The organism is Streptococcus oralis (assembly GCF_901543815.1).
In the GTDB taxonomy this organism is placed as follows: domain Bacteria; phylum Bacillota; class Bacilli; order Lactobacillales; family Streptococcaceae; genus Streptococcus; species Streptococcus oralis_CM.
In genome coordinates this window covers 1,124,412-1,147,851 of record NZ_CABEIU010000002.1, presented here as the reverse complement: position 1 = coordinate 1,147,851, position 23,440 = coordinate 1,124,412, and the positions used below count along the sequence as shown (strand labels likewise).

23 protein-coding genes and 1 pseudogene are annotated in these 23,440 nt (G+C 41.5%); all 24 read left to right on the top strand.

Going from position 1 to position 23,440, the window contains the following annotated elements:
• The first annotated feature begins 9 nt into the window (after positions 1-9).
• The 24 genes and pseudogenes from FQT28_RS05830 to FQT28_RS05715 all read left to right on the top strand — a co-directional run bounded on the left by FQT28_RS05830 (position 10) and on the right by FQT28_RS05715 (position 23,396).
• Positions 10-810 carry a coiled-coil domain-containing protein gene (locus FQT28_RS05830; RefSeq protein ID WP_143989676.1) on the top strand — a complete coding sequence of 267 codons (801 nt, stop codon included), beginning with the start codon at positions 10-12 and terminating at the stop codon, positions 808-810.
• A pseudogene (locus FQT28_RS05825) lies at positions 811-1,895 on the top strand (AAA family ATPase).
• 19 nt (positions 1,896-1,914) lie between these two features.
• Positions 1,915-2,793 (top strand): tRNA pseudouridine(55) synthase TruB, encoded by an 879-nt coding sequence (gene truB / locus FQT28_RS05820; RefSeq protein ID WP_143989675.1) that lies wholly within the window; start codon positions 1,915-1,917, stop codon positions 2,791-2,793.
• Positions 2,794-2,906: 113 nt separating this feature from the next.
• A complete protein-coding gene (gene udk, locus FQT28_RS05815) occupies positions 2,907-3,545 on the top strand; it encodes a uridine kinase (protein WP_009730252.1) in 639 nt (212 codons plus the stop codon).
• A 127-nt stretch (positions 3,546-3,672) separates the two neighbouring features.
• A complete protein-coding gene (gene xseA, locus FQT28_RS05810; RefSeq protein ID WP_143989674.1) occupies positions 3,673-5,013 on the top strand; it encodes an exodeoxyribonuclease VII large subunit in 1,341 nt (446 codons plus the stop codon).
• On the top strand, positions 4,991-5,203 hold the full coding sequence (locus tag FQT28_RS05805) for an exodeoxyribonuclease VII small subunit (protein WP_000043226.1): 213 nt from the start codon (positions 4,991-4,993) through the stop codon (positions 5,201-5,203). Before xseA ends, FQT28_RS05805 begins: the two co-directional genes overlap by 23 nt.
• Positions 5,200-6,075 (top strand): polyprenyl synthetase family protein, encoded by an 876-nt coding sequence (locus FQT28_RS05800; protein WP_125449278.1) that lies wholly within the window; start codon positions 5,200-5,202, stop codon positions 6,073-6,075. The genes FQT28_RS05805 and FQT28_RS05800 overlap by 4 nt, the downstream gene beginning before the upstream one ends.
• Complete coding sequence (locus FQT28_RS05795) at positions 6,068-6,883, top strand: TlyA family RNA methyltransferase (RefSeq protein ID WP_125449276.1); 816 nt, start codon at positions 6,068-6,070, stop codon at positions 6,881-6,883. Before FQT28_RS05800 ends, FQT28_RS05795 begins: the two co-directional genes overlap by 8 nt.
• The gene (locus tag FQT28_RS05790; RefSeq protein ID WP_001034389.1) at positions 6,876-7,307 is read left to right on the top strand and encodes an arginine repressor; all 432 of its coding nucleotides are present in this window, start codon (positions 6,876-6,878) and stop codon (positions 7,305-7,307) included. Before FQT28_RS05795 ends, FQT28_RS05790 begins: the two co-directional genes overlap by 8 nt.
• A 6-nt stretch (positions 7,308-7,313) precedes the next feature.
• Positions 7,314-8,981: a DNA repair protein RecN gene (gene recN, locus FQT28_RS05785; protein ID WP_125449274.1), complete on the top strand. Its 1,668-nt coding sequence runs from the start codon at positions 7,314-7,316 to the stop codon at positions 8,979-8,981.
• Positions 8,982-9,710, top strand: coding sequence for a metallophosphoesterase family protein (locus tag FQT28_RS05780; protein WP_125449272.1), 729 nt, complete (start codon positions 8,982-8,984; stop codon positions 9,708-9,710).
• Positions 9,711-9,788: 78 nt separating this feature from the next.
• Positions 9,789-11,612, top strand: a complete 1,824-nt coding sequence (lepA, locus tag FQT28_RS05775; protein ID WP_125449270.1) for a translation elongation factor 4 — start codon at positions 9,789-9,791, stop codon at positions 11,610-11,612.
• A 144-nt stretch (positions 11,613-11,756) separates the two neighbouring features.
• The gene (locus FQT28_RS05770; RefSeq protein ID WP_125449268.1) at positions 11,757-12,380 is read left to right on the top strand and encodes a hypothetical protein; all 624 of its coding nucleotides are present in this window, start codon (positions 11,757-11,759) and stop codon (positions 12,378-12,380) included.
• Between the two features lie 84 nt (positions 12,381-12,464).
• Positions 12,465-13,313 carry a DNA-processing protein DprA gene (gene dprA / locus FQT28_RS05765; RefSeq protein ID WP_143990067.1) on the top strand — a complete coding sequence of 283 codons (849 nt, stop codon included), beginning with the start codon at positions 12,465-12,467 and terminating at the stop codon, positions 13,311-13,313.
• 117 nt (positions 13,314-13,430) lie between these two features.
• Positions 13,431-15,518: a type I DNA topoisomerase gene (gene topA / locus FQT28_RS05760; protein WP_143989673.1), complete on the top strand. Its 2,088-nt coding sequence runs from the start codon at positions 13,431-13,433 to the stop codon at positions 15,516-15,518.
• Positions 15,519-15,624: 106 nt separating this feature from the next.
• Positions 15,625-15,984, top strand: a complete 360-nt coding sequence (locus FQT28_RS05755) for a YbaN family protein (protein ID WP_143989672.1) — start codon at positions 15,625-15,627, stop codon at positions 15,982-15,984.
• A gap of 93 nt (positions 15,985-16,077) precedes the next feature.
• A complete protein-coding gene (locus FQT28_RS05750) occupies positions 16,078-16,710 on the top strand; it encodes a copper homeostasis protein CutC (protein ID WP_143989671.1) in 633 nt (210 codons plus the stop codon).
• 43 nt (positions 16,711-16,753) lie between these two features.
• Complete coding sequence (locus FQT28_RS05745) at positions 16,754-17,410, top strand: MmcQ/YjbR family DNA-binding protein (RefSeq protein ID WP_143989670.1); 657 nt, start codon at positions 16,754-16,756, stop codon at positions 17,408-17,410.
• A gap of 314 nt (positions 17,411-17,724) precedes the next feature.
• Entirely contained in the window at positions 17,725-19,287 is a 1,563-nt protein-coding gene (locus tag FQT28_RS05740) for a 2-isopropylmalate synthase (RefSeq protein WP_143989669.1), read from the top strand.
• A gap of 11 nt (positions 19,288-19,298) precedes the next feature.
• The gene (gene leuB / locus FQT28_RS05735; protein WP_143989668.1) at positions 19,299-20,336 is read left to right on the top strand and encodes a 3-isopropylmalate dehydrogenase; all 1,038 of its coding nucleotides are present in this window, start codon (positions 19,299-19,301) and stop codon (positions 20,334-20,336) included.
• The gene (locus FQT28_RS05730; RefSeq protein WP_132974132.1) at positions 20,333-20,602 is read left to right on the top strand and encodes a DUF1294 domain-containing protein; all 270 of its coding nucleotides are present in this window, start codon (positions 20,333-20,335) and stop codon (positions 20,600-20,602) included. The genes leuB and FQT28_RS05730 overlap by 4 nt, the downstream gene beginning before the upstream one ends.
• A 3-nt stretch (positions 20,603-20,605) precedes the next feature.
• Positions 20,606-21,988 (top strand): 3-isopropylmalate dehydratase large subunit, encoded by a 1,383-nt coding sequence (leuC, locus tag FQT28_RS05725; protein ID WP_143989667.1) that lies wholly within the window; start codon positions 20,606-20,608, stop codon positions 21,986-21,988.
• Positions 21,989-21,997: 9 nt separating this feature from the next.
• Positions 21,998-22,591, top strand: coding sequence for a 3-isopropylmalate dehydratase small subunit (gene leuD, locus FQT28_RS05720; RefSeq protein WP_049536560.1), 594 nt, complete (start codon positions 21,998-22,000; stop codon positions 22,589-22,591).
• 25 nt (positions 22,592-22,616) lie between these two features.
• Positions 22,617-23,396, top strand: coding sequence for an L-threonylcarbamoyladenylate synthase (locus FQT28_RS05715; RefSeq protein WP_143989666.1), 780 nt, complete (start codon positions 22,617-22,619; stop codon positions 23,394-23,396).
• Positions 23,397-23,440 lie beyond the last annotated feature (44 nt).

Below are 23,440 nucleotides of genomic sequence, written 5' to 3'. Positions count from 1 at the left end.
GAGAATGTTATGTCAGAAGAATTAGAAATTCAAGTTTTAGCCAATTCTGAAAGATTTAATGAAAAAAAACAAGCATTAAAAGCCTTTAGTGAAGAGATTCCGGAACAATTTGATTTACCTACTGTTCCAGATGAAGAGAATATATTAAATTTATTTTCTGTGGACTATGGTGTCAAGGGAAAAGATTTAAATGCACTTACAGAAGCTGTTCATAACAAGATCTTTAATCAAAATGAACATATTAAAAAAATTATTCAGGAATTTAATACAATTTATGAAACTTTCCAAATATTGGATGATGAGTATATTCAAAGTATTTCAAAATCTTTGATTGCAGCCAAAGAGGCAAATAGTAAAGCTATACAGGGATTGCACGAAATAGAAGAATACCAAATAGGTAATAACAAACTACTAGATGATGTTTTTAAACAGAATAAAGATTTAATTGATATATTGAAGAAACATCATAAAAAGCTAGAAGAGTTAGAACAACTTGAAGATAAGCAAAGTGAAATTAATAATGAAATTGACAGTTTAAAAGCGAAGCTAAAAACATTAGTGGAAATAGAAAATAGTTTTAACGATTTGCATTTACAAGTTGAAGAAACACAAAATAATTTTAAAAATTACCTTGATGAAATCAATAACAAATCAATAACAGAGAGAAATGATCTAATGTTAATTGTTGAAGGTCTTGAAACAAAATTAGAGGAAAAACAAAAAGAAATTAGTTTCCTTAGAAAAGGATTCTATACTCTTGGAGTCGCTGTTGTTATAATAGTATTGTTTCTATTGTTTAAAGGAATGTAGATGATTAGTGAAACTTATTTAAAATTGTTAAAATCGGAAGTGAAAAAACTTGATGATTTAACAAATAATTTTTATGAATTTGAGATTGTTGCTCAAGAAATTGTCGATAATAAAAAGCATTCGGAATTAGTGTTTATAAAGCGTTTAGGGAATTTGTCAAATAATGATAAATCTCCTAAAATTAAAGATAGACAATCAAAGATTTTAGAGTTACTGTATAAATATCTTGGTTCTAGATTAATAGATACTGATTACGCTATATTAAAGGAAATTAGTAGTAAAACATTCGAGGATTTGTCAGACGAATTAAAATCTCTAATTGGGTTAGAAAATGTAAAGAATGAAATAGGAAACTTAGTAATCTTTAACAAAGTTCAGAAAAACCGAGAAAAGATTGGGTTAAAAAAACTAATAGAACGATGCATATGGCTTTCCTAGGGAATCCGGGTACAGGTAAAACAACAGTTGCTAGAATTGTTGGAAATATGTATCGTTCCCTAGGAATACTAAGTAAAGGTCATTTTATTGAAGCAACAAGAACTGACTTAATAGCTGAATACCAAGGACAAACTGCTTTAAAAGTTAAGAGACTAATCCAAAAAGCTAAGGGTGGTGTTTTATTTATTGATGAAGCATACAGTATTACAGAAAATGAAAAAAGTGATAGTTATGGTCGAGAGTGTTTGACTGAACTAACAAAAGCTTTGGAAGACTATCGTGATGATTTAGTTGTGATTGTAGCAGGATATGATGATTTAATGAAAAAATTTTTTGAATCTAATCCTGGATTAAAGTCACGCTTTAATTACTTTATTGAATTTGAAGATTATACAGTAAATCAAATGTTCGAAATTTTTCTATCCTATTGTAGGAACGAAGATTATATTCTACAAGAATCGGCCACAGATAAATTAAAAACATTTCTTGAAAAACAAAGTGAAATTTCCGAAAACAAGAATGCGAATGGTCGATTTGTAAGAAATGTATTTGATAAAATAATTATGAATCAAGCAAAACGTTTAAGCAACCTTTCTTTTGCTACAAAAGAGAATTATGTAATAATTCTTGAAGACGATATATTTTAATTGAACTAGAAAGCAACACATGAACGGTATTATCAACTTAAAAAAAGAAGCGGGGATGACCTCACATGACGCGGTTTTTAAACTGAGAAAGATTTTGGGAACCAAGAAGATTGGTCATGGTGGGACCTTGGATCCAGATGTGGTAGGGGTTTTGCCTATTGCGGTTGGTAAGGCGACACGCATGGTCGAGTTTATGCAGGATGAGGGCAAGGTCTATGAGGGGGAAATCACTCTTGGTTATTCCACAACGACCGAGGATGCTAGTGGGGAAGTGGTCGCAGAGACACCCGTTTTGTCTCCCTTGGATGAAACCATTGTCGATGAAGCCATTGCGAGTCTGACTGGGCCTATTACTCAGATTCCACCTATGTATTCGGCTGTCAAGGTCAATGGTCGCAAGCTCTATGAGTATGCGCGTGCAGGTCAGGAAGTGGAGCGTCCAGAACGTCAGGTGACTATTTATCAATTTGAACGGACAAGTCCGATTTCTTATGAGGATTACCTCGCACGTTTCACTTTTCGTGTGAAATGTAGTAAGGGGACTTATATCCGTACCTTGTCTGTTGACTTGGGAGAGAAGCTGGGTTATGAGGCTCATATGTCCCATTTGACTCGGACTAGTGCAGCAGGTTTACAACTAGAAGACGCCTTGACCTTGGAAGAAATTGCTGAAAAAGTGGAGGCTGGCAAACTGGACTTTCTCCATCCTCTAGAGATTGGAACAGGTGACCTTGTCAAAGTTTTCCTAAGTCCAGAAGAGGCTACAGAAGTGCGCTTTGGTCGTTTTATTGAGTTAGACCAAACGGACAAAGAATTGGCTGCCTTTGAAGATGATAAATTGCTAGCCATTTTAGAAAAACGAGGCAATCTCTATAAGCCAAGGAAGGTTTTTGGCTAGTCTAACTGGAGTGAAAGTATTAGAATTGTTATCCATAATCTATCCAAAATCAGACTATAAATTTTGCAAAAAATATGATAGAATAGACGACGGATAAAAAAACGGAGGATAGCATGCAAAATAGACCAATCATTATCGGAGTGACAGGTGGTTCTGGTGGTGGTAAAACCAGTGTTTCAAGAGCCATTTTATCTCATTTTCCTGATGAAAAGATTTCCATGATTGAGCATGATTCGTATTACAAGGATCAGTCTCACTTGACTTTTGAAGAGCGTGTCAAAACCAATTACGACCATCCATTTGCCTTTGATACAGACTTGATGATCGAGCAGATTAAGGAATTGTTGGCAGGGCGCCCGGTGGACATTCCAACTTATGACTATACAGAGCATACACGGAGTAGCAAGACCTATCGTCAGGAGCCTCAGGATGTCTTTATCGTTGAGGGGATTCTGGTCTTGGAGGACAAGCGTCTGCGCGATTTGATGGATATCAAGATTTTTGTGGATACGGATGATGATGTGCGCATTATTCGTCGTATCAAGCGTGATATGGAGGAGCGTGGACGTAGCCTTGACAGTGTCATTGAGCAGTACTTAGGTGTAGTTAAACCTATGTACCACCAGTTTATCGAGCCGACCAAGCGTTATGCTGATATCGTCATTCCTGAGGGAGTCAGCAATACCGTTGCTATCGATCTTTTGACGACAAAAATTGCAAAGATTTTGGAAGAAGCGCGAAACAGTAAATAATCAGATGAGGAGGGCATGCCTCCTTTTTCTATTTTCCTTTAGTTTCAGTAGGAAAAAGGTGATTTTTAAGCATGTTTTTGGTATAATAATACCCATGGAAAAGCAAGAAAATGAATAGTAGGTGGAGATGGAAAAGTATTTATCGGTAACAACTTTGACCAAGTATCTGAAAATGAAATTCGATAAAGACCCTTACTTGGAACGGGTCTATTTAACTGGTCAAGTTTCCAACTTTCGTAAACGACCTACTCACCAATATTTCTCCTTAAAAGATGACCATGCGGTTATTCAAGCGACCATCTGGTCTGGGATTTATCAGAAATTAGGTTTCGACCTCGAAGAGGGGATGAAGATCAATGTGATTGGGCGTGTGCAGGTCTATGAACCGAGCGGGAGCTACTCTATCATCATTGAGAAGGCTGAACCTGATGGAGTTGGGGCGCTCGCGATTCAGTTTGAACAACTCAAGAAAAAACTAACTGAGGAAGGCCTGTTTCAAGAACGCTTCAAGCAACCTCTTCCCCAGTTTGCTAAGCGGATCGGTGTGGTGACCAGTCGTAGTGGAGCTGTTATTCGAGATATCATCACGACTGTCAGCAGACGCTTTCCAGGTGTTGATATCCTTCTCTATCCGACTAAGGTACAAGGTGATGGAGCTGCGGAGGAAATTGCTCGAAATATTGCGCGTGCCAATCAACGTGAGGACCTAGATGTTCTCATCATTGGTCGTGGTGGGGGGTCCATCGAGGATCTCTGGGCTTTTAACGAAGAGATCGTGGTACGAGCTATTTTTGAATCTCGTTTGCCCATCATCTCTAGTGTTGGGCATGAGACAGATGTGACCTTGGCGGATTTTGTGGCAGATAGACGGGCTGCGACGCCAACGGCTGCAGCTGAACTGGCAACACCTGTGACCAAGTTGGATGTATTAACTCATTTGCAAAATCAGGAAAAACGGATGGCAACAGCAGTTCAGAATGTCCTGTCAAGGAAAAAAGAAGCTCTGAAAAAATGCAGTCAGTCTGTTATCTTTAGACAGCCAGAGCGCTTGTATGATGGCTATTTGCAACGCTTGGATCAACTGCAACTGCGATTAAAACAAAGTTTGCGAACACGAATTTCTGATAACAAACAAGTAGTTCAAGCAAGGACGCACAGACTGGTGCAATTATCACCTATAACTAAAATCCAACGCTATCAGGATCGTCTTGCTCAGTTGGACAAGCTCCTACGTAGCCAAATGGCGTTGGTTTATGATGCCAAGGTTGCTGAGGTCAAGCGACTTTCAGAAGCCCTGCTGATGCTGGATACCAGTCGAATCGTGGCTCGTGGCTATGCTATTGTCAAAAAAGAGGAGTCAGTAGTTGATTCAGTCGAGAGTTTGAAGAAAAAAGACCAAGTAACGCTTTTAATGCGAGATGGTCAAGTAGAATTAGAGGTTAAAGATGTCAAAACAAAAGAAATTTGAGGAAAATCTAGCAGAACTGGAGACCATTGTCCAAAGTTTAGAAAATGGTGAAATCGCTCTGGAAGATGCGATTGCTGCCTTTCAAAAAGGCATGGTCTTGTCAAAAGAGCTCCAAGCGACGCTAGACAAGGCTGAAAAGACCTTGGTCAAGGTCATGCAAGAAGACGGAACAGAAAGTGATTTTGAATGAAGAAGCAAGAAAAATTAGCTCTTGTTGAGTCGGCTTTGGAAAATTTTTATGGAGACCAGCAGTTTGCTTCTAGTTTGCGAGAGTCTATTCTCTATTCCATTCATGCTGGTGGCAAGCGTATTCGGCCTTTTCTCTTGCTAGAAATTCTGGAAGCCTTGCAAGTCGCTATTAGACCAGCTCATGCGCAGGTAGCTGCGGCCTTGGAAATGATTCATACAGGGAGCTTGATTCACGATGACCTTCCTGCAATGGATGATGATGATTATCGTCGAGGGCGTTTGACAAATCACAAGAAATTTGGTGAAGCTATGGCTATTTTGACAGGTGATGCCTTGTTCCTAGATCCCTATGCCTTGATAGCGCAGGCAGATTTGCCAAGTCAGATCAAGGTGGACTTGATTGCCAACTTATCCCTTGCTTCAGGTAGTCTAGGCATGGTTGCAGGGCAGGTTCTGGACATGGAGGGTGAACACCAGCACTTGTCTTTGGAAGAATTACAAACTATTCATGCCAATAAAACAGGTAAGTTACTTGCCTATCCTTTCCAAGCAGCTGCTATTATAGCCGAATTGGCGCCTGAAATGCAGGCAAAACTGAAATCGGTTGGTGAATTGATTGGGCTGGCCTTTCAAGTCAGAGATGATGTGCTGGATGTGACAGCTAGTTTTGAGGAAATCGGCAAGACTCCACAAAAGGATTTGCAGGCAGAAAAGTCAACCTATCCAGCCTTGTTGGGCTTGGAAGAGGCTATTGCCTTTTGTAACCAAACTTTGAATCAAGCCGAGGCTAAATTAGAAGAAATCGCCCAGCAAGTCAGCTTTGAAACAGAGCCGATTGTGAAAATAGTAGAAAGTTTGAGAATCAATGGCTAAGGAAAGAGTGGATGTATTAGCTTATAAACAGGGTTTGTTTGAAACACGTGAACAAGCTAAGCGTGGTGTCATGGCTGGGCTTGTCGTAGCAGTCCTTAATGGGGAGCGGTTTGACAAACCAGGAGAGAAAATTCCAGACGACACCGAGCTAAAACTCAAGGGTGAAAAACTCAAGTATGTTAGCCGCGGTGGTTTGAAACTGGAAAAGGCCTTGCAAGTCTTTGATCTATCAGTGGAAGGAGCGACAACGATTGATATTGGGGCCTCCACTGGAGGATTTACCGACGTCATGTTGCAGAATGGTGCTGAGTTGGTCTTTGCAGTTGATGTTGGTACCAATCAGTTGGCTTGGAAATTACGCCAAAACCCTCGGGTTGTCAGTATGGAGCAGTTTAATTTCCGCTATGCTGAAAAGACTGACTTTGAGCAGGAACCAAGTTTTGCCAGTATTGATGTGAGTTTCATTTCCCTTAGTCTGATCTTACCAGCCTTGCATCGTGTGTTGGCCGAACAAGGTCAGGTGGTAGCACTTGTCAAACCTCAGTTTGAAGCTGGTCGTGAGCAAATCGGGAAAAATGGAATCATTCGCGATGCCAAGGTCCATCAACATGTCCTTGAATCAGTCACTGCCATGGCAGTTGATCAAGGTTTTTCAGTGCTTGGATTAGACTATTCACCAATCCAAGGTGGACATGGAAACATTGAATTTCTGGCATATTTGAAAAAGGAAGAGGGAGCAAGCAATCAAGTTGCCCCAGAAATAGAAAAAGTTGTAGAGAGAGCACATAGAGAATTTAAAGATGAATAAAAAAGAGAGACTTGAAAAAATTAGAAGATTTGTTACGGATTATCAAATCGGAACACAGGAAGAAATCGTTGAGCATTTAAAAGAAGCAGGTATCTCTGCCACTCAAGCGACGGTGTCACGAGATATTAAGGAACTGGGTATTGTAAAAATTCCCTTGAAGAACAATAAATACATCTATGAATTGCCAAAAACAATTGTAAGAAGTTTGCAGTTGGCTGAGAATAACATAGTAGGTTCTGAGCGCATGGGAAATATGATCAATCTGGATGTCATTCCTGGGAATACTGCCTTTGTCAAGAGTCAGCTGATGAATACTTTCTCAGAGAGAATTTTCAACTGTCTGGCAGACGACAACTCAATTTTGATTATCTTGAGAAATGAAGAAGACGCCAAGGAAATGTTTGAACAAGTAAAAAATTGGTAGGTTTATATGTTACTTGAAATTTCGATAAAAAACTTTGCCATTATAGAGGCGATTTCGCTCAATTTTGAAAAAGGCATGACAGTCTTAACTGGTGAAACAGGTGCTGGGAAATCGATCATCATCGATGCCATGAACATGATGTTAGGAGCTCGGGCAACGACAGACGTTATTCGTCATGGTGCTTCTAAGGCTGAGATTGAAGGGCTTTTCTCTGTTGAGAATAGTCGTTCTTTACAAGAACTCTTTGAAGAGCAAGGCTTGGAATTGGGGGATGAGATTATCATCCGTCGTGAAATTCTTCAAAATGGGAGAAGTGTTAGTCGCGTGAATGGGCAGATGGTCAATCTTTCTGTCCTGCGTGCTATTGGGCAGCATCTTGTCGATATTCATGGTCAACATGACCAAGAAGAGTTAATGCGTCCGCAACTTCATATCCAAATGTTGGATGAGTTTGGTGATGCTGCTTTCTTGGACTTGAAGGAGACCTATCAGACGAGCTTTGATGCCTATCGCAAAATGCGCAAGCAGGTTTTGGAAGTCAAGAAAAACCAGCAGGAACATAAGGCTCGTATTGAAATGTTGGAATTTCAAATGGCAGAGATTGAGGCAGCAAACTTGCAGGCTGGTGAAGACTTGGCTCTCAACCAAGAACGAGATAAACTCCTCAATCACAAGAATATAGCAGATACGCTAACCAATGCCTACACTATGTTGGACAATGAGGAATTCTCCAGTCTTGCCAATGTTCGTTCAGCCATGAATGACATGGAAAGTGTCGAAGAGTATGACCCTGAATACCGTGAAATTTCGAGTTCTCTCTCAGAGACCTACTATGTTTTAGAAGATATTACTAAGCGTTTAGAAGATATTATTGAGAACTTGGATTTTGATGGCAATCGCCTCATGCAGGTTGAAAATCGTTTAGACCTTTTAAATACTATTACCCGCAAGTACGGTGGGACTGTGGACGATGTCCTGCTTTATTTTGCTAAGATTACGGATGAATACAATCTCTTGACTGGTAACAACCTTTCTTCCGAAGACATGGAAGCAGAGCTCAAGAAATTGGAAGTCGATCTTGTTGATTTGGCAGGGCAGCTTGCATCTGCTCGTCATGATTTGGCTCAGCAGCTTGAAGCTGAGATTAAGCAAGAACTTCAGGACCTCTATATGGAGAAGGCACAGTTCCAGGTTCGCTTTAGCAAGGGCAAATTCAGTCGTGAGGGGAATGAAACGGTCGAGTTTTACATTTCGACCAACCCTGGTGAAGACTTTAAGCCTTTGGTTAAGGTTGCGTCTGGTGGGGAATTATCCCGCCTCATGTTGGCTATCAAGTCAGCCTTTTCTCGTAAGGAAGGGAAGACCAGTATTGTCTTTGATGAGGTAGATACGGGAGTCTCAGGTCGTGTGGCCCAAGCCATTGCTCAAAAGATTCATAAGATTGGCCAGCATGGTCAGGTTCTTGCTATTTCTCACCTTCCACAAGTGATTGCCATTGCGGATTATCAATTCTTTATTGAGAAGATTAGTGATGAGCACTCAACGGTGTCGACGGTTCGCCTCTTGACTTTAGAAGAGCGAGTAGAGGAAGTAGCTAAGATGTTGGCTGGGGAAAATGTAACAGAAGCTGCCCTTACCCAAGCCAGAGAATTATTGCAAACGAGGGAGAAATAAATGACAGACTATTATGTAATTGGAGATGTTCACGGGAAAGCAGGTATGCTAGAAGATCTGCTCAAAACCTGGGATGGTCAAACTCAGTTGCTTTTTCTAGGGGATTTGATTGACCGAGGTGAAGATAGTCGCCGTGTTCTAGAAATGGTCAAGGACTTGGTGGACAATCAAGGGGCTATCTGTCTATCAGGAAACCACGAGTATATGTTTTTGACTTGGTTGGACAATCCTGAAGAAAGCTATGACCACTATCGTCGCAATGGTGGAGATACAACCATTAACTCTATACTAGGTCGTCCCTTGGATGCACCCGTTGATGGCGTAGAAGATGCCAAACGGGTTGCGACAGAAGCAGCAGACTTGGTCGAATTTATTCGTCAAATGCCATTTGTAGTAGAGACAGACAAATATATCTTTGTTCACGCAGGTATTGATTTAACTTTGGATGATTGGCATGAAACCACAGATTACAAGAAAGTCTGGCTCAGAAAGCCATTCCACGAAGCCGAAAATCATACTGGAAAAACCATTGTCTTTGGGCATACACCGGTTTATGGTTTGCTGAAGCAAGACCGAGGTACTGCTGAGCTTTGGATAACAGAAGATGGCAAGATTGGCATGGATGGAGGAGCTGTCTATGGTGGTGTCCTTCATGGGATTGTCTTTACTGACCAAGGAATGACAGAACACCACTTTATCGAAAATGATGGTTTTGTTGCCGAAGATTAGTACTCCTAGCAGGGTATGGTCTTGTCAAAATGTTAAAAACAATTTATAATTAATAGATACCCTGAAAGGAAGAGCATCATGAACTTAGAAGAATTGAAACAACGACAGGAGAAGATTCGAAACTTCTCTATTATCGCCCATATTGACCATGGAAAGTCGACGCTGGCAGACCGCATTTTAGAAAAGACGGAGACCGTTTCTAGTCGTGAAATGCAAGCCCAGCTTCTGGATAGTATGGATCTTGAGCGTGAACGTGGGATTACCATTAAGTTGAATGCCATTGAGCTGAATTATACTGCAAAAGATGGGGAGACCTATATTTTCCACTTGATTGACACACCTGGGCACGTGGACTTTACCTATGAAGTTTCGCGTTCGCTAGCTGCCTGTGAAGGGGCGATTTTGGTGGTTGATGCGGCCCAAGGGATTGAGGCACAAACTCTTGCCAACGTTTATCTAGCATTGGATAATGATTTGGAAATTCTGCCCGTCATTAACAAGATTGATCTACCAGCAGCCGACCCTGAGCGCGTACGTACAGAGATTGAGGATGTCATTGGACTGGATGCCAGCGAAGCAGTCTTAGCTTCTGCCAAAGCTGGTATTGGTATCGAAGAGATTCTTGAGCAAATTGTGGAAAAAGTTCCAGCACCAACTGGTGATGTAACCGCGCCACTCAAGGCCTTGATTTTCGACTCTGTCTACGATGCTTACCGTGGGGTTATCCTCCAAGTTCGTGTCATGGATGGGGTAGTCAAACCTGGCGATAAGATTCAGCTCATGAGCAATGGCAAGGCCTTTGATGTGACGGAGGTCGGAATTTTCACACCGAAAGCAGTTGGTCGCGATTTCCTAGCGACAGGTGACGTTGGTTATATTGCGGCTTCCATCAAGACGGTTCAAGATACGCGTGTTGGTGATACAGTGACCCTAGCAAGCAATCCAGCAGCAGAACCGCTAGATGGGTACAAGCAGATGAATCCTATGGTCTTTGCAGGTCTTTACCCAATCGAGTCAAACAAGTACAATGACCTTCGTGAAGCCCTTGAAAAATTGCAGCTCAACGATGCCAGTCTTCAGTTTGAACCAGAAACATCTCAGGCGCTGGGATTCGGTTTCCGTTGTGGATTCCTTGGACTTCTCCATATGGATGTTATCCAAGAGCGTTTAGAACGTGAGTTCAATATTGATCTCATCATGACAGCTCCATCTGTTATCTATAAGGTTAACCAAACTGATGGTGAGTCTATGGATGTGTCTAACCCATCTGAGTTCCCAGACCCAACTAAGATCGCGACCATTGAAGAACCTTATGTTAAAGCGCAAATCATGGTACCACAGGAGTTTGTTGGTGCAGTAATGGAATTGGCTCAGCGCAAACGTGGGGACTTTGTAACCATGGATTATATTGATGACAATCGTGTCAATGTTATCTATCAAATTCCACTCGCTGAAATTGTCTTTGACTTCTTTGATAAGCTCAAGTCTTCAACGCGTGGTTATGCAAGTTTTGACTACGAATTGTCAGAGTACCGCCCATCTAAGCTAGTGAAAATGGATATCCTTCTCAATGGTGATAAGGTCGATGCACTCAGCTTTATCGTTCACAAGGACTTTGCCTACGAACGTGGAAAACTCATCGTTGATAAGCTTAAAAAAATCATCCCTCGTCAACAATTTGAAGTACCAATCCAAGCAGCTATTGGACACAAAATCGTGGCTCGTACTGATATCAAAGCCCTTCGTAAGAACGTACTTGCCAAGTGTTACGGAGGTGACGTTTCTCGTAAACGCAAACTCCTTGAAAAACAAAAAGCTGGTAAGAAACGCATGAAAGCTATCGGATCAGTAGAAGTCCCACAAGAAGCCTTCCTCAGCGTCTTAAGCATGGATGAAGAATAGAAATAAAAAATAAAACTCTTGAAGATTTTTCAAGAGTTTTTTCTTTAAATGTGAGCTATAAAATCGGAAACTAACAGAATCGATTAGGTTAGAATTTGACAGAAGTCTTTATTTTTCTTATAATGCAGATGGAAAGGTGGTAGGATGAAAAAATTATTAATTTTAGGTACTGTAGTTACTGTTAGTGCTTTTTTAGCTTCATGCTCTAATAAATCACAAACAGCAACCGAAGAAAGTTCGTCTGCAGTTGTTAGTTCTTCTAGTAGTCAGGAAACGAGTAGCACTAGTTCTGCTGTTTCTGAAGCGAAAAAGGAAGAGACGCAAATCATTGGTTCGAATGAATATGGTTTTGTCAAGGTACCCAAATCATGGGTTCGATTCCATGAAGTAGAAGGTGGAAACGATATACAGTATTGTGATGGAACAGATATCAACATTGTTACGCTAAATACCTTCAAGGCTGAGCAGTTTAATATCAGCGAAGAAGAATATGCTAAATTGGATGTTGTGACTGTCTCTGCTAGTATTCTAACTTCCAAAGAACAAGGCTCTGATTTCAGTAAGGTTTGGGGTTCCAAATCAACCATTGGAGGCTATGAAGCCTATGTTGTCAATGCAATTGCTAAGTCAGGGAAATACCTCGTTACCTGGGTTTTCCGATCAAATGATGGTAAAATCCGCTATGTTTCACTTGAAGGGGATGGGGAAACTTTAAAAACAATCTTACCGATGGTTGAAAGTAGCTGGTCAAATACTAAAGTTGAATAAATGAAAAAAGAAGATCAACTGGTCTTCTTTTTTATTTTATTTTCGAATAGATAGATGAGTAGAAAAGAAGAAATGGAGTTGCTTATGAAGATTACAAACTATGAGATATACAAATTAAGAAAAGCTGGACTGACCAATCAACAGATTTTAACTGTCCTTGAATATGATGAGACTGTAGATCAGGAGCTCCTGCTAGGTGATATTGCAGAAATCTCTGGTTGCAGAAATCCCGCTGTCTTTATGGAACGCTATTTCCAGATAGATGATGCGCAGTTGGAGAAGGAGTTTCAGAAATTTCCATCCTTTTCTATTCTTGACGACTGTTTTCCTTGGGATTTGAGTGAGATTTACGATGCTCCAGCACTCTTGTTTTATAAGGGAAATCTAGACTTGCTGAAGTTTCCAAAGGTTGCTGTTGTAGGGAGTCGTTCATGTTCTAGTCAGGGTGCAAAGTCGGTTCAGAGAGTCATTCAAGGTTTGGAAAACGAGTTAATCGTGGTCAGTGGTTTGGCTAAAGGGATTGATACGGCTGCCCATATGGCTGCACTCCAGAATGGAGGAAAAACCATTGCTGTGATTGGAACAGGATTGGATGTGTTTTATCCTAAAGCCAATAAACGTTTGCAGGAGTACATTGGCAATGACCATCTGGTTCTCAGTGAATATGGACCTGGCGAGCAACCTCTGAAATTTCATTTTCCAGCTCGAAATCGTATCATAGCAGGACTATGTCGAGGAGTTATTGTAGCAGAGGCAAGGATGCGTTCTGGTAGTCTCATTACCTGTGAGCGAGCTATGGAGGAAGGTCGTGATGTCTTTGCCATTCCAGGAAACATTTTAGATGGCCATTCAGATGGCTGTCACTACTTGATCCAAGAGGGAGCAAAACTGGTCACAAGTGGGCAAGATGTACTAGCAGAGTTTGAATTTTAAGGAGAAATTGTTCACTCAGATAAACTTTTCTTCTATACTATAGGAGTTAAGTCTTGACAGGTCTTTAAAAATGGTTTACACTTTATAAAGTTTATTACTTTGAAAAGGTGTGATAGTGTGGCTACGGCAACAAAGAAGAAAAAATCAACAGTTAAGAAAAATCTAGTCATCGTGGAGTCGCCTGCCAAGGCGAAAACGATTGAAAAATATCTAGGCAGAAACTACAAGGTTTTAGCTAGTGTCGGGCATATCCGTGATTTGAAGAAATCCAGTATGTCAGTCGACATTGAAAATAACTATGAACCGCAGTATATCAATATCCGTGGAAAAGGTCCTCTCATCAATGACTTAAAAAAAGAAGCCAAAAAGGCCAATAAAGTCTTTCTGGCGAGTGACCCGGACCGTGAAGGAGAAGCGATTTCCTGGCATTTGGCTCATATTCTCGATTTGGATGAGAATGATGCCAACCGTGTGGTCTTTAATGAAATCACCAAGGACGCAGTAAAAAATGCCTTTAAAGAACCTCGCAAGATTGACATGGACTTGGTCGATGCCCAACAAGCTCGTCGTGTCTTGGACCGCTTGGTAGGCTATTCGATTTCGCCAATTTTGTGGAAAAAGGTCAAGAAGGGCTTATCAGCAGGGCGTGTGCAATCTGTTGCCCTTAAGCTCATCATTGACCGTGAAAATGAAATCAATGCCTTCCAACCAGAAGAATACTGGACAATTGATGGTGTCTTTAAGAAGGGAACCAAGCAATTTCAGGCTTCTTTCTATGGTATGAATGGCAAAAAGATGAAATTGACCACCAACGAAGAAGTCAAAGAAGTCTTGTCCCATTTGACTAGTAAAGATTTCACAGTAGACCAGGTAGATAAGAAAGAGCGCAAACGCAATGCGCCCCTACCTTATACAACTTCAACCATGCAGATGGATGCGGCTAACAAAATCAATTTCCGTACTCGAAAGACTATGATGGTGGCTCAACAGCTCTACGAAGGGATCAATATCGGATCAGGCGTGCAAGGTTTGATTACCTATATGCGTACAGACTCGACTCGTATCAGTCCAGTAGCTCAGAACGAAGCTGCAAGCTACATTAACGACCGTTTTGGTAGCAAGTATTCCAAGCATGGTAGCAGGGTCAAGAATGCCTCAGGTGCTCAGGATGCCCACGAAGCCATTCGTCCATCTAGTGTCTTTAACACACCTGAAAGCATCGCTAAGTACTTGGACAAAGACCAGCTCAAACTTTATACCCTTATCTGGAACCGTTTTGTAGCGAGCCAGATGACGGGAGCTATCTTTGATACCATGGCTGTCAAGCTCTCTCAAAATGGCGTTCAGTTTGCGGCAAATGGAAGCCAAGTTAAGTTTGATGGTTATCTTGCTATTTACAATGACTCTGACAAGAACAAGATGTTGCCAGATATGGCAGTAGGAGATGTGGTCAAGCAGGTCAATAGCAAGCCAGAACAACATTTCACTCAACCACCCGCTCGCTATTCGGAAGCGACTCTTATCAAGACCTTGGAAGAAAATGGAGTTGGACGTCCGTCAACCTACGCTCCGACCATTGAAACCATCCAAAAACGTTACTACGTTCGTCTGGCAGCTAAACGCTTTGAACCAACAGAACTGGGAGAAATTGTTAACAAACTCATCGTTGAATATTTCCCAGATATCGTCAATGTGACCTTCACAGCTGAAATGGAAGGTAAACTGGATGATGTCGAAGTTGGAAAAGAGCAGTGGCAACGTGTTATTGACGAATTTTACAAACCATTCTCCAAAGAAGTAGCAAAGGCTGAAGCTGAAATGGAAAAAATCCAGATTAAGGATGAGCCAGCTGGATTTGACTGTGAAGTTTGTGGCAGTCCAATGGTGATTAAGCTCGGTCGTTTTGGTAAATTCTATGCTTGTAGTAATTTCCCAGACTGCCGTCACACACAAGCGATTGTCAAAGAGATTGGTGTCGAGTGTCCAAGCTGTCATCAAGGACAAATCATCGAACGCAAAACCAAGCGCAATCGTATCTTCTATGGTTGCAATCGCTATCCAGAATGTGAGTTTACTTCCTGGGACAAACCAATTGGCCGTGACTGTCCAAAATGCGGACACTTCCTTGTGGAGAAAAAAGTCCGTGGTGGTGGCAAGCAGGTTGTATGTAGTAATGGTGACTACGAAGAGGAAAAGATTAAATAAAATGAAGAGTCCTGAAAATGAATTTCAGGCTCTTTTTACTTGAAGCTTGACAAATTTCCTCATTGTATGCGAAACTAGAGGAAGAGTAATTTATCTAGGAGAAGTTATGCGCATTATTTATTTCTGTATTGGTTTTATTTCTTTGGCTCTAGCTCTTGTAGGTGTTGTCCTGCCGCTCTTACCAACAACTCCCTTTCTTTTGCTGTCTATCGCTTGCTTTTCCAAATCTTCAAAGAGATTTGAAAACTGGCTTTATCATACCAAGCTCTATCAGACTTATGTAGCTGATTTTCGCGAGACCAAGTCTATCGCGCGAGAACGCAAGAAAAAAATCATTGTATCTATCTATATCTTGATGGGAATTTCTATTTATTTTGCCCCTCTTTTGCCTGTTAAAATCGGTTTGGGAGCCTTGACTGTCTTTATCACCTACTATCTCTTTAAAGTAATTCCTGACAAAGAATAGATAAAAATAGTAGTTATTTGCCTTGATAAAAATGAAAGTATATTTAAAACAATATGATATAATAAATTTAAAGAAAACTTCAAGGAGAATCAAATGATTTACGAATTTTGTGCTGAAAATGTGACCTTGCTAGAAAAAGCGATGCATGCTGGAGCTCGTCGAATCGAACTTTGTGACAATCTAGCAGTTGGTGGAACAACACCTAGTTATGGAGTGACCAAGGCAGCGGTTGAACTGGCAACTAACTACGACACCACCATCATGACCATGATTCGTCCCCGTGGTGGCTACTTTGTCTATACTGATCTTGAAATAGCGATTATGCTAGAAGATATTCGTTTGACTGCTCAGGCTGGAAGTCAAGGAGTTGTATTTGGGGCTTTAACTGCTGATAAGAAGTTGGATAAGGCTAATCTTGAGAAGCTGATTGCCGCATCTAAAGGAATGGAAATTGTCTTTCACATGGCCTTTGATGAATTAAGCGATGAAGACCAGTTGGAAGCCATTGACTGGCTCAGCCAAGCTGGTGTCACTCGTATCTTAACTCGTGCTGGTGTGTCTGGAGACTCGCTAGAGAAACGTTTTGCTCACTATCACAGAATTTTGGAACATGCAGCTGGGAAAATTGAAATTCTACCAGGTGGAGGAATTGACTTGGACAACCGTCAAACCTTTATCGACCAGCTGGGCGTGACACAATTGCATGGAACCAAGGTTGTCTTTTAAAAAATAGAAAGGAACTGCTAGCTTTGGGTAGCAGTTTTCACTTATGTTTGAAATTTTTAAATCCTATCAGTTTAATCAAGAAAAAGCTCATGCCTATGGTTTTATAGAAAATGGAGAAGTCTGGAGCTACAGGTGCCAGATTTTGGATGGAGACTTTGTCATGACAGTCTCCATCACTCCTGATAATGTGAGTTTTCAAGTATTTGATCAAGAGACGGCTGACCTCTATCCTCAAGTACATATGGAAAGTATGAGGGGAAGTTTTGTAGGAAGTGTCCGTGAGGCTTGTTTGGAAATTCTCTACCAGATTCGGAAGGCTTGTTTTGATGTGCAGGATTTTATCTGTCCTCAGACTAAGCGTATCATGGCTAAAGTTCAGGAAAAGTATGGTAATCAGTTGGAGTATCTGTGGGAAAAGTCGCCTGATACAGCTGTATTGCGCCATGAAGGCAATCAAAAGTGGTATGCTGTTATGATGAGAATACCTTGGGATAAGCTGGAAAGGGGTAGAGAAGGGCTAGTGGAAGCGGTCAATATCAAACACGACCAAGTAGCTGATTTGCTTTCACAAAAGGGCATTTATCCAGCTTTTCATATGAACAAACGTTACTGGCTTAGTCTGGCACTTGATGAAAGTTTACTAGACGAAGAAGTGTTAGAACTCATCGAAAGAAGTTGGAACTTGACTATGAAAAAATAAGGAAATTCGCTTGAATTTTTAAATACTTTCAATTAACAAAATATTCTTTACTGAAGAAATTTTCAGAAAATAATGGATTTTTTCTTGACAAGTGTTTTTAGCTATGCTAGAATACTAGACAAGATATCAAACGAAGGAGAAAGTCAAACATGAAAACAGCTAAGTTTAATCAATTTGCTTTGTTGTTGAGGTACTCGGGCTAGTGCAAAAGCATTAGTCCTGTTTGGCTTACCAAGCGGGAGTAAATCAACATCTCGCTTGGGCTTCTAAGCGAGATGTTTTTTTAAAACCACATTTGGAAAAGGGGAAATCTTATGCGAACAGTTGAATTTTTTGATACAAGTCTTCGTGATGGGGAACAAACACCTGGTGTTAACTTCTCAATAAAGGAAAAAGTTTCCATTGCAAGGCAGCTGGAGAAATGGGGAATTTCTGTAATTGAAGCTGGTTTTCCGGCTGCTAGTCCTGATTCATTTATAGCCGTTCAAGAAATTGCTAAAGCCATGAAAAAAACAGCAGTGACAGGATTAGCTCGTTCTGTAAAATCTGATATTGATGCTTGTTATGAGGCACTTAAGGATGCCAAGTATCCACAGATTCATGTCTTTATCGCTACCAGTCCGATTCACCGCAAGTATAAACTCAATAAGAGCAAGGAAGAGATTTTAGAAGCTATTAAGGAGCATGTTTCTTATGCACGTTCTAAGTTTGAGGTTGTCGAGTTCTCTCCTGAAGATGCGACTAGAACAGAGTTGGATTTCCTATTACAAGTTGTTCAAACAGCGGTCGATGCAGGTGCATCTTATATCAATATCCCTGACACAGTTGGCTTTACGACTCCAGAAGAGTTTGCACGCATCTTTGATTACTTGACTGAAAATATTAAATCAGATCATAAAGTTGTCTTTGGTGTCCACTGTCACGATGATCTCGGTATGGCAACTGCAAATACTTTGACAGCAATTAAACACGGTGCTGGACGTGTCCAGGGAACTATTAATGGTATAGGTGAACGCGCAGGTAATGTTGCTCTTGAAGAAGTAGCTGTTGCTTTGAAGATTCGTGAGGATTTCTTCCAAGCAACTAGTGATATTGTTTTGGATGAAACAATGAATACGTCAGAAATGGTTTCTCGCTTCTCAGGTATTCCAGTTCCTAAAAACAAGGCGGTTGTTGGTGGCAATGCCTTCTCTCACGAGTCTGGTATTCACCAAGATGGAGTCCTTAAAAACCCTCTCACTTATGAGATCATCACCCCTGAATTGGTTGGTGTTAAGAGTAATAGTCTTCCGCTTGGAAAATTATCTGGCCGCCATGCCTTTGTTGAGAAACTGAGAGAATTGGCCCTTGACTTTACAGAAGAGGATATCAAACCACTCTTTGCTAAGTTCAAGGCGCTGGCTGATAAGAAACAAGAAATCACAGATGCAGATATTCGTGCTCTGGTAGCTGGAACCATGGTTGAAAACCCAGAAGGATTCCACTTTGATGATTTACAACTGCAAACACATGCAGATAATGACATTGAAGCACTCGTCAGTCTAGCCAATATGGATGGTGAGAAAGTCGAGTTTAATGCGACAGGACAAGGTTCTGTTGAGGCTATCTTCAACGCTATCGATAAATTCTTCAATCAATCCGTTCGCTTGGTATCCTACACTATCGATGCTGTGACAGATGGGATCGATGCCCAGGCTCGTGTCTTGGTTACTGTTGAAAACAGAGATACAGAAACCATCTTTAACGCAGCAGGTCTTGACTTCGATGTATTGAAGGCTTCGGCTATTGCTTATATCAATGCCAATACTTTTGTTCAAAAAGAGAATGCAGGTGAGATGGGGCGTAGCGTTTCCTACCGAGACATGCCTAGTGTGTAAAGGAGAAGGCTATGACAAAGAAAATAGTAGCTCTAGCAGGGGATGGAATCGGTCCAGAAATCATGGAAGCTGGTTTAGCGGTTCTGGAAGCCCTAGCTTCAAAAACAGGTTTTGACTTTGTGATAGACAGACGCCCCTTTGGAGGTGCAGGAATTGATGCTGCGGGGCATCCCTTACCCGATGAAACCCTCAAGTCATGTAGAGAAGCAGATGCTATACTCCTTGCGGCTATCGGTAGTCCCCAGTATGATGGTGCAGCTATTCGGCCTGAACAAGGCTTGCTGGCTCTTCGTAAGGAACTCAATCTCTATGCCAATATTCGGCCTGTTAAGATTTTTGACAGTCTCAAGCATTTATCACCACTTAAACCAGAACGAATTGCTGGTGTAGACTTTGTCGTGGTACGTGAGTTGACAGGAGGCATTTACTTTGGGGATCATATCCTGGAAGAGCGAAAAGCGCGTGACATCAACGACTACAGCTATGAGGAAGTAGAGCGGATTATTCGTAAGGCCTTTGAAATCGCAAGAAGCCGCAGAAAAATCCTTACTAGTATCGATAAGCAAAATGTTCTAGCGACATCAAAACTTTGGCGGAGAGTAGCTGAGGAAGTTGCGCAGGATTTCCCAGATGTTACCTTGGAACACCAGTTGGTGGACTCAGCTGCCATGCTTATGATTACCAATCCTGCCAAGTTTGATGTCATCGTGACAGAGAATCTTTTCGGAGATATCTTATCTGATGAATCAAGCGTTCTATCAGGCACTCTGGGTGTTATGCCATCAGCCAGTCATTCTGAAAAAGGGCCAAGTCTTTATGAACCTATTCATGGTTCAGCGCCTGATATTGCAGGTCAAGGAATTGCCAATCCTATCTCTATGATTTTGTCAGTTGCCATGATGTTGAGAGATAGCTTTGGACGTTATGAGGATGCGGAGCGTATCGAGCGTGCTGTTGAAGCTAGTTTAGCGGCTGGCATTTTAACAAGAGATATAGGAGGACAGGCTTCGACCAGGGAAATGACAGAAGCTATCATTGAAAGACTATGAAGATAAACGAAGGAATAACCGTTACTCTCGTGATTTGGAATGTCATGATTTTCATCATTTATGGAATTGACAAATCTAAGGCAAGGAGAGGTTCTTGGCGGATACCAGAGAAAATTCTCTTGACTATAGCACTTGTCTGTGGTGGTTTTGGTGCTTGGTTAGCAGGAATCACCTTTCACCACAAGACTAGAAAATGGTATTTTAAAACGGTTTGGTTCCTTGGGATGGTGACCACACTAGTAGCCTTATATTTTATTTGGAGGTAATGGATGGCAGGGAAATCGATTTTTGATAAACTATGGGACCGCCATGTTATCACAGGAGAAGAGGGGCAGCCCCAACTCATGTATGTGGATCAGCACTATATTCATGAAGTGACTAGTCCCCAAGCTTTTCAAGGATTACGAGATGCAGGCCGCAGATTGAGACGACCAGACTTAACATTTGGGACCTTTGACCACAATGTTCCAACCGTCAATATCTACGATATTCGAGATGTGATTTCTAAGGCTCAAATTGATAAGCTTGCTGAAAATGTTGAGGAGTTTGAGATTGAACATGCTGCCCACGGTTCTGAAAAGCAGGGGATTGTTCACATGGTAGGTCCAGAGACAGGACGGACGCAACCAGGAAAATTCATCGTTTGTGGAGATAGCCACACAGCTACTCACGGAGCTTTCGGAGCTATCGCCTTTGGGATTGGGACTAGTGAGGTTGAGCATGTCTTTGCTACCCAGACACTCTGGCAAGTTAAACCTAAGAAAATGCTGGTAGAATTCACTGGTGTTCCTCAAAAAGGAGTTTATTCTAAGGATTACATTCTCGCCTTGATTGCCAAGTACGGCGTTGCCTGTGGTGTTGGCTATGTGGTGGAATATCGTGGGGGAGCGATTGATGCTCTGACCATGGAAGAGCGAATGACCATCTGCAATATGTCCATCGAGTTTGGTTCTAAAATGGGGATTATGAATCCGGATCAGACCACCTATGACTATCTCAAGGGACGGGAATGTGTTCCAGAAGCTTTTGAAGAGGCTGTTTCTGACTGGAAAACCCTTGTCAGTGATGAGGATGCAGTCTATGATAAAGTTATCCAGATGGATGTCTCAGACTTGGCTCCCATGGTGACTTGGGGAACCAATCCTGCTATGGGTGTTGACTTTGACAGTAGCTTCCCAGAAATTAAGGATATGAATGATGAGCGAGCCTACAATTACATGAACTTGGAGCCTGGTCAAAAGCCAGCTGACATTGAACTAGGTTATATTTTTATCGGGTCTTGTACAAATGCTCGTCTCAGCGATTTACAATTGGCTGCGAGATTTGTCAAAGGAAAGAAAATAGCTCCCAATCTAACAGCTATCGTGGTTCCAGGCTCTCGTCCTGTGAAACGAGCTGCTGAGAAGTTGGGCTTGGACAAGGTTTTCCTAGATGCTGGTTTTGAGTGGAGAGACCCAGGTTGCTCAATGTGCCTAGGGATGAATCCTGACAAGGTTCCTGATGGGGTCCACTGTGCCTCAACCAGTAACCGCAACTTTGAAGATAGACAAGGATTTGGGGCTAAGACCCATCTCTGCAGCCCAGCTATGGCAGCTGCAGCAGCTATCGCAGGACGTTTCGTAGATGTTCGACAGATGCCAGAAGCCCAGTAAGGAGAGGATATGGAGAAATTTACAGTTTATACGGGAACGACCGTTCCCCTTATGAATGATAACATTGATACCGACCAAATCCTTCCCAAGCAGTTTCTCAAGTTAATTGATAAAAAAGGTTTTGGTAAGTACCTCATGTATGCTTGGCGTTATCTAGACGATAAGTATACTGAAGATCCAGACTTTGTCTTTAACCGACCAGAATATCGAAAAGCTAGTATTCTCATCTCAGGGGATAACTTTGGGGCAGGGTCTTCGAGGGAGCACGCAGCTTGGGCTCTAGCGGACTATGGTTTTAAAGTCGTGATTGCAGGGTCTTTTGGGGATATTCATTACAATAATGAACTCAATAATGGTATGTTGCCCATTGTTCAACCTAGGGAGGTTAGAGAAAAATTAGCCCAGCTAAAGCCAACAGATCAGGTAACTGTGGACTTGGAACAGCAAAAAATCATCTCACCAGTTGGAGAATTCACTTTTGAAATCGATAGCGAATGGAAACACAAGCTTTTAAATGGTTTGGATGATATCGGTATTACTTTGCAGTATGAAGATTTGATTGCTGCTTATGAAAAACAACGCCCAGCCTACTGGCAGGATTAGAAAAAATAGAAAAGGAAATAGAACTATGACAAAACACATTCAATGGACAGGAACACTTTCACAAGAAGGCTATGATATTTTAAAAGGTGAGGGCGGTTGTATTGTTTGCCCTACAAAAGTCGGATATATCATCATGACTAGCGACAGGGCAGGACTTGAACGCAAGTTTGAAGCCAAAGAACGTAACCGTAACAAACCAGGAGTTGTCCTCTGTGGTAGCATGGATGAACTTCGCGCTTTAGCACAACTTAACCCTGAAATTGAAGCCTTCTACCAAAAACATTGGGACGAAGATATTCTACTTGGTTGTATCCTTCCATGGAAACCAGAAGCCTTTGAGAAATTGAAAGCATACGGTGATGGCCGTGAAGAACTCATGACTGACGTGCGTGGAACGAGCTGTTTTGTCATCAAGTTTGGAAAAGCTGGTGAACAGTTGGCTGCTAAACTTTGGGAAGAAGGCAAGATGGTTTACGCTTCATCAGCTAACCCATCTGGAAAAGGAAACCGCGGTAAGGTGGAAGGGATCGGAGAACGTATCGAAGGAGCAGTGGACCTTGTCATCGAAGCAGACGACTATGTGGCATCCATCCAACCTGACAAAACGATTGAAACTCGCTACGAGCAAGGTGTGATGGTTTCTATGGTCGATAAGGATGGCAATCTCATCCCAGAACAAGGTGGAGCACGATCAATCTCACCAGCTCCAGTTGTGATCCGTAAAGGACTTGACATTGATAAAATCATGATGCACCTGTCAGATACCTTTAACTCATGGGATTATCGTCAGGGAGAGTATTATTAAGATAAAAAAGAGTCTAGTGTCGAAAGGGAAGAAAACCTCTACAC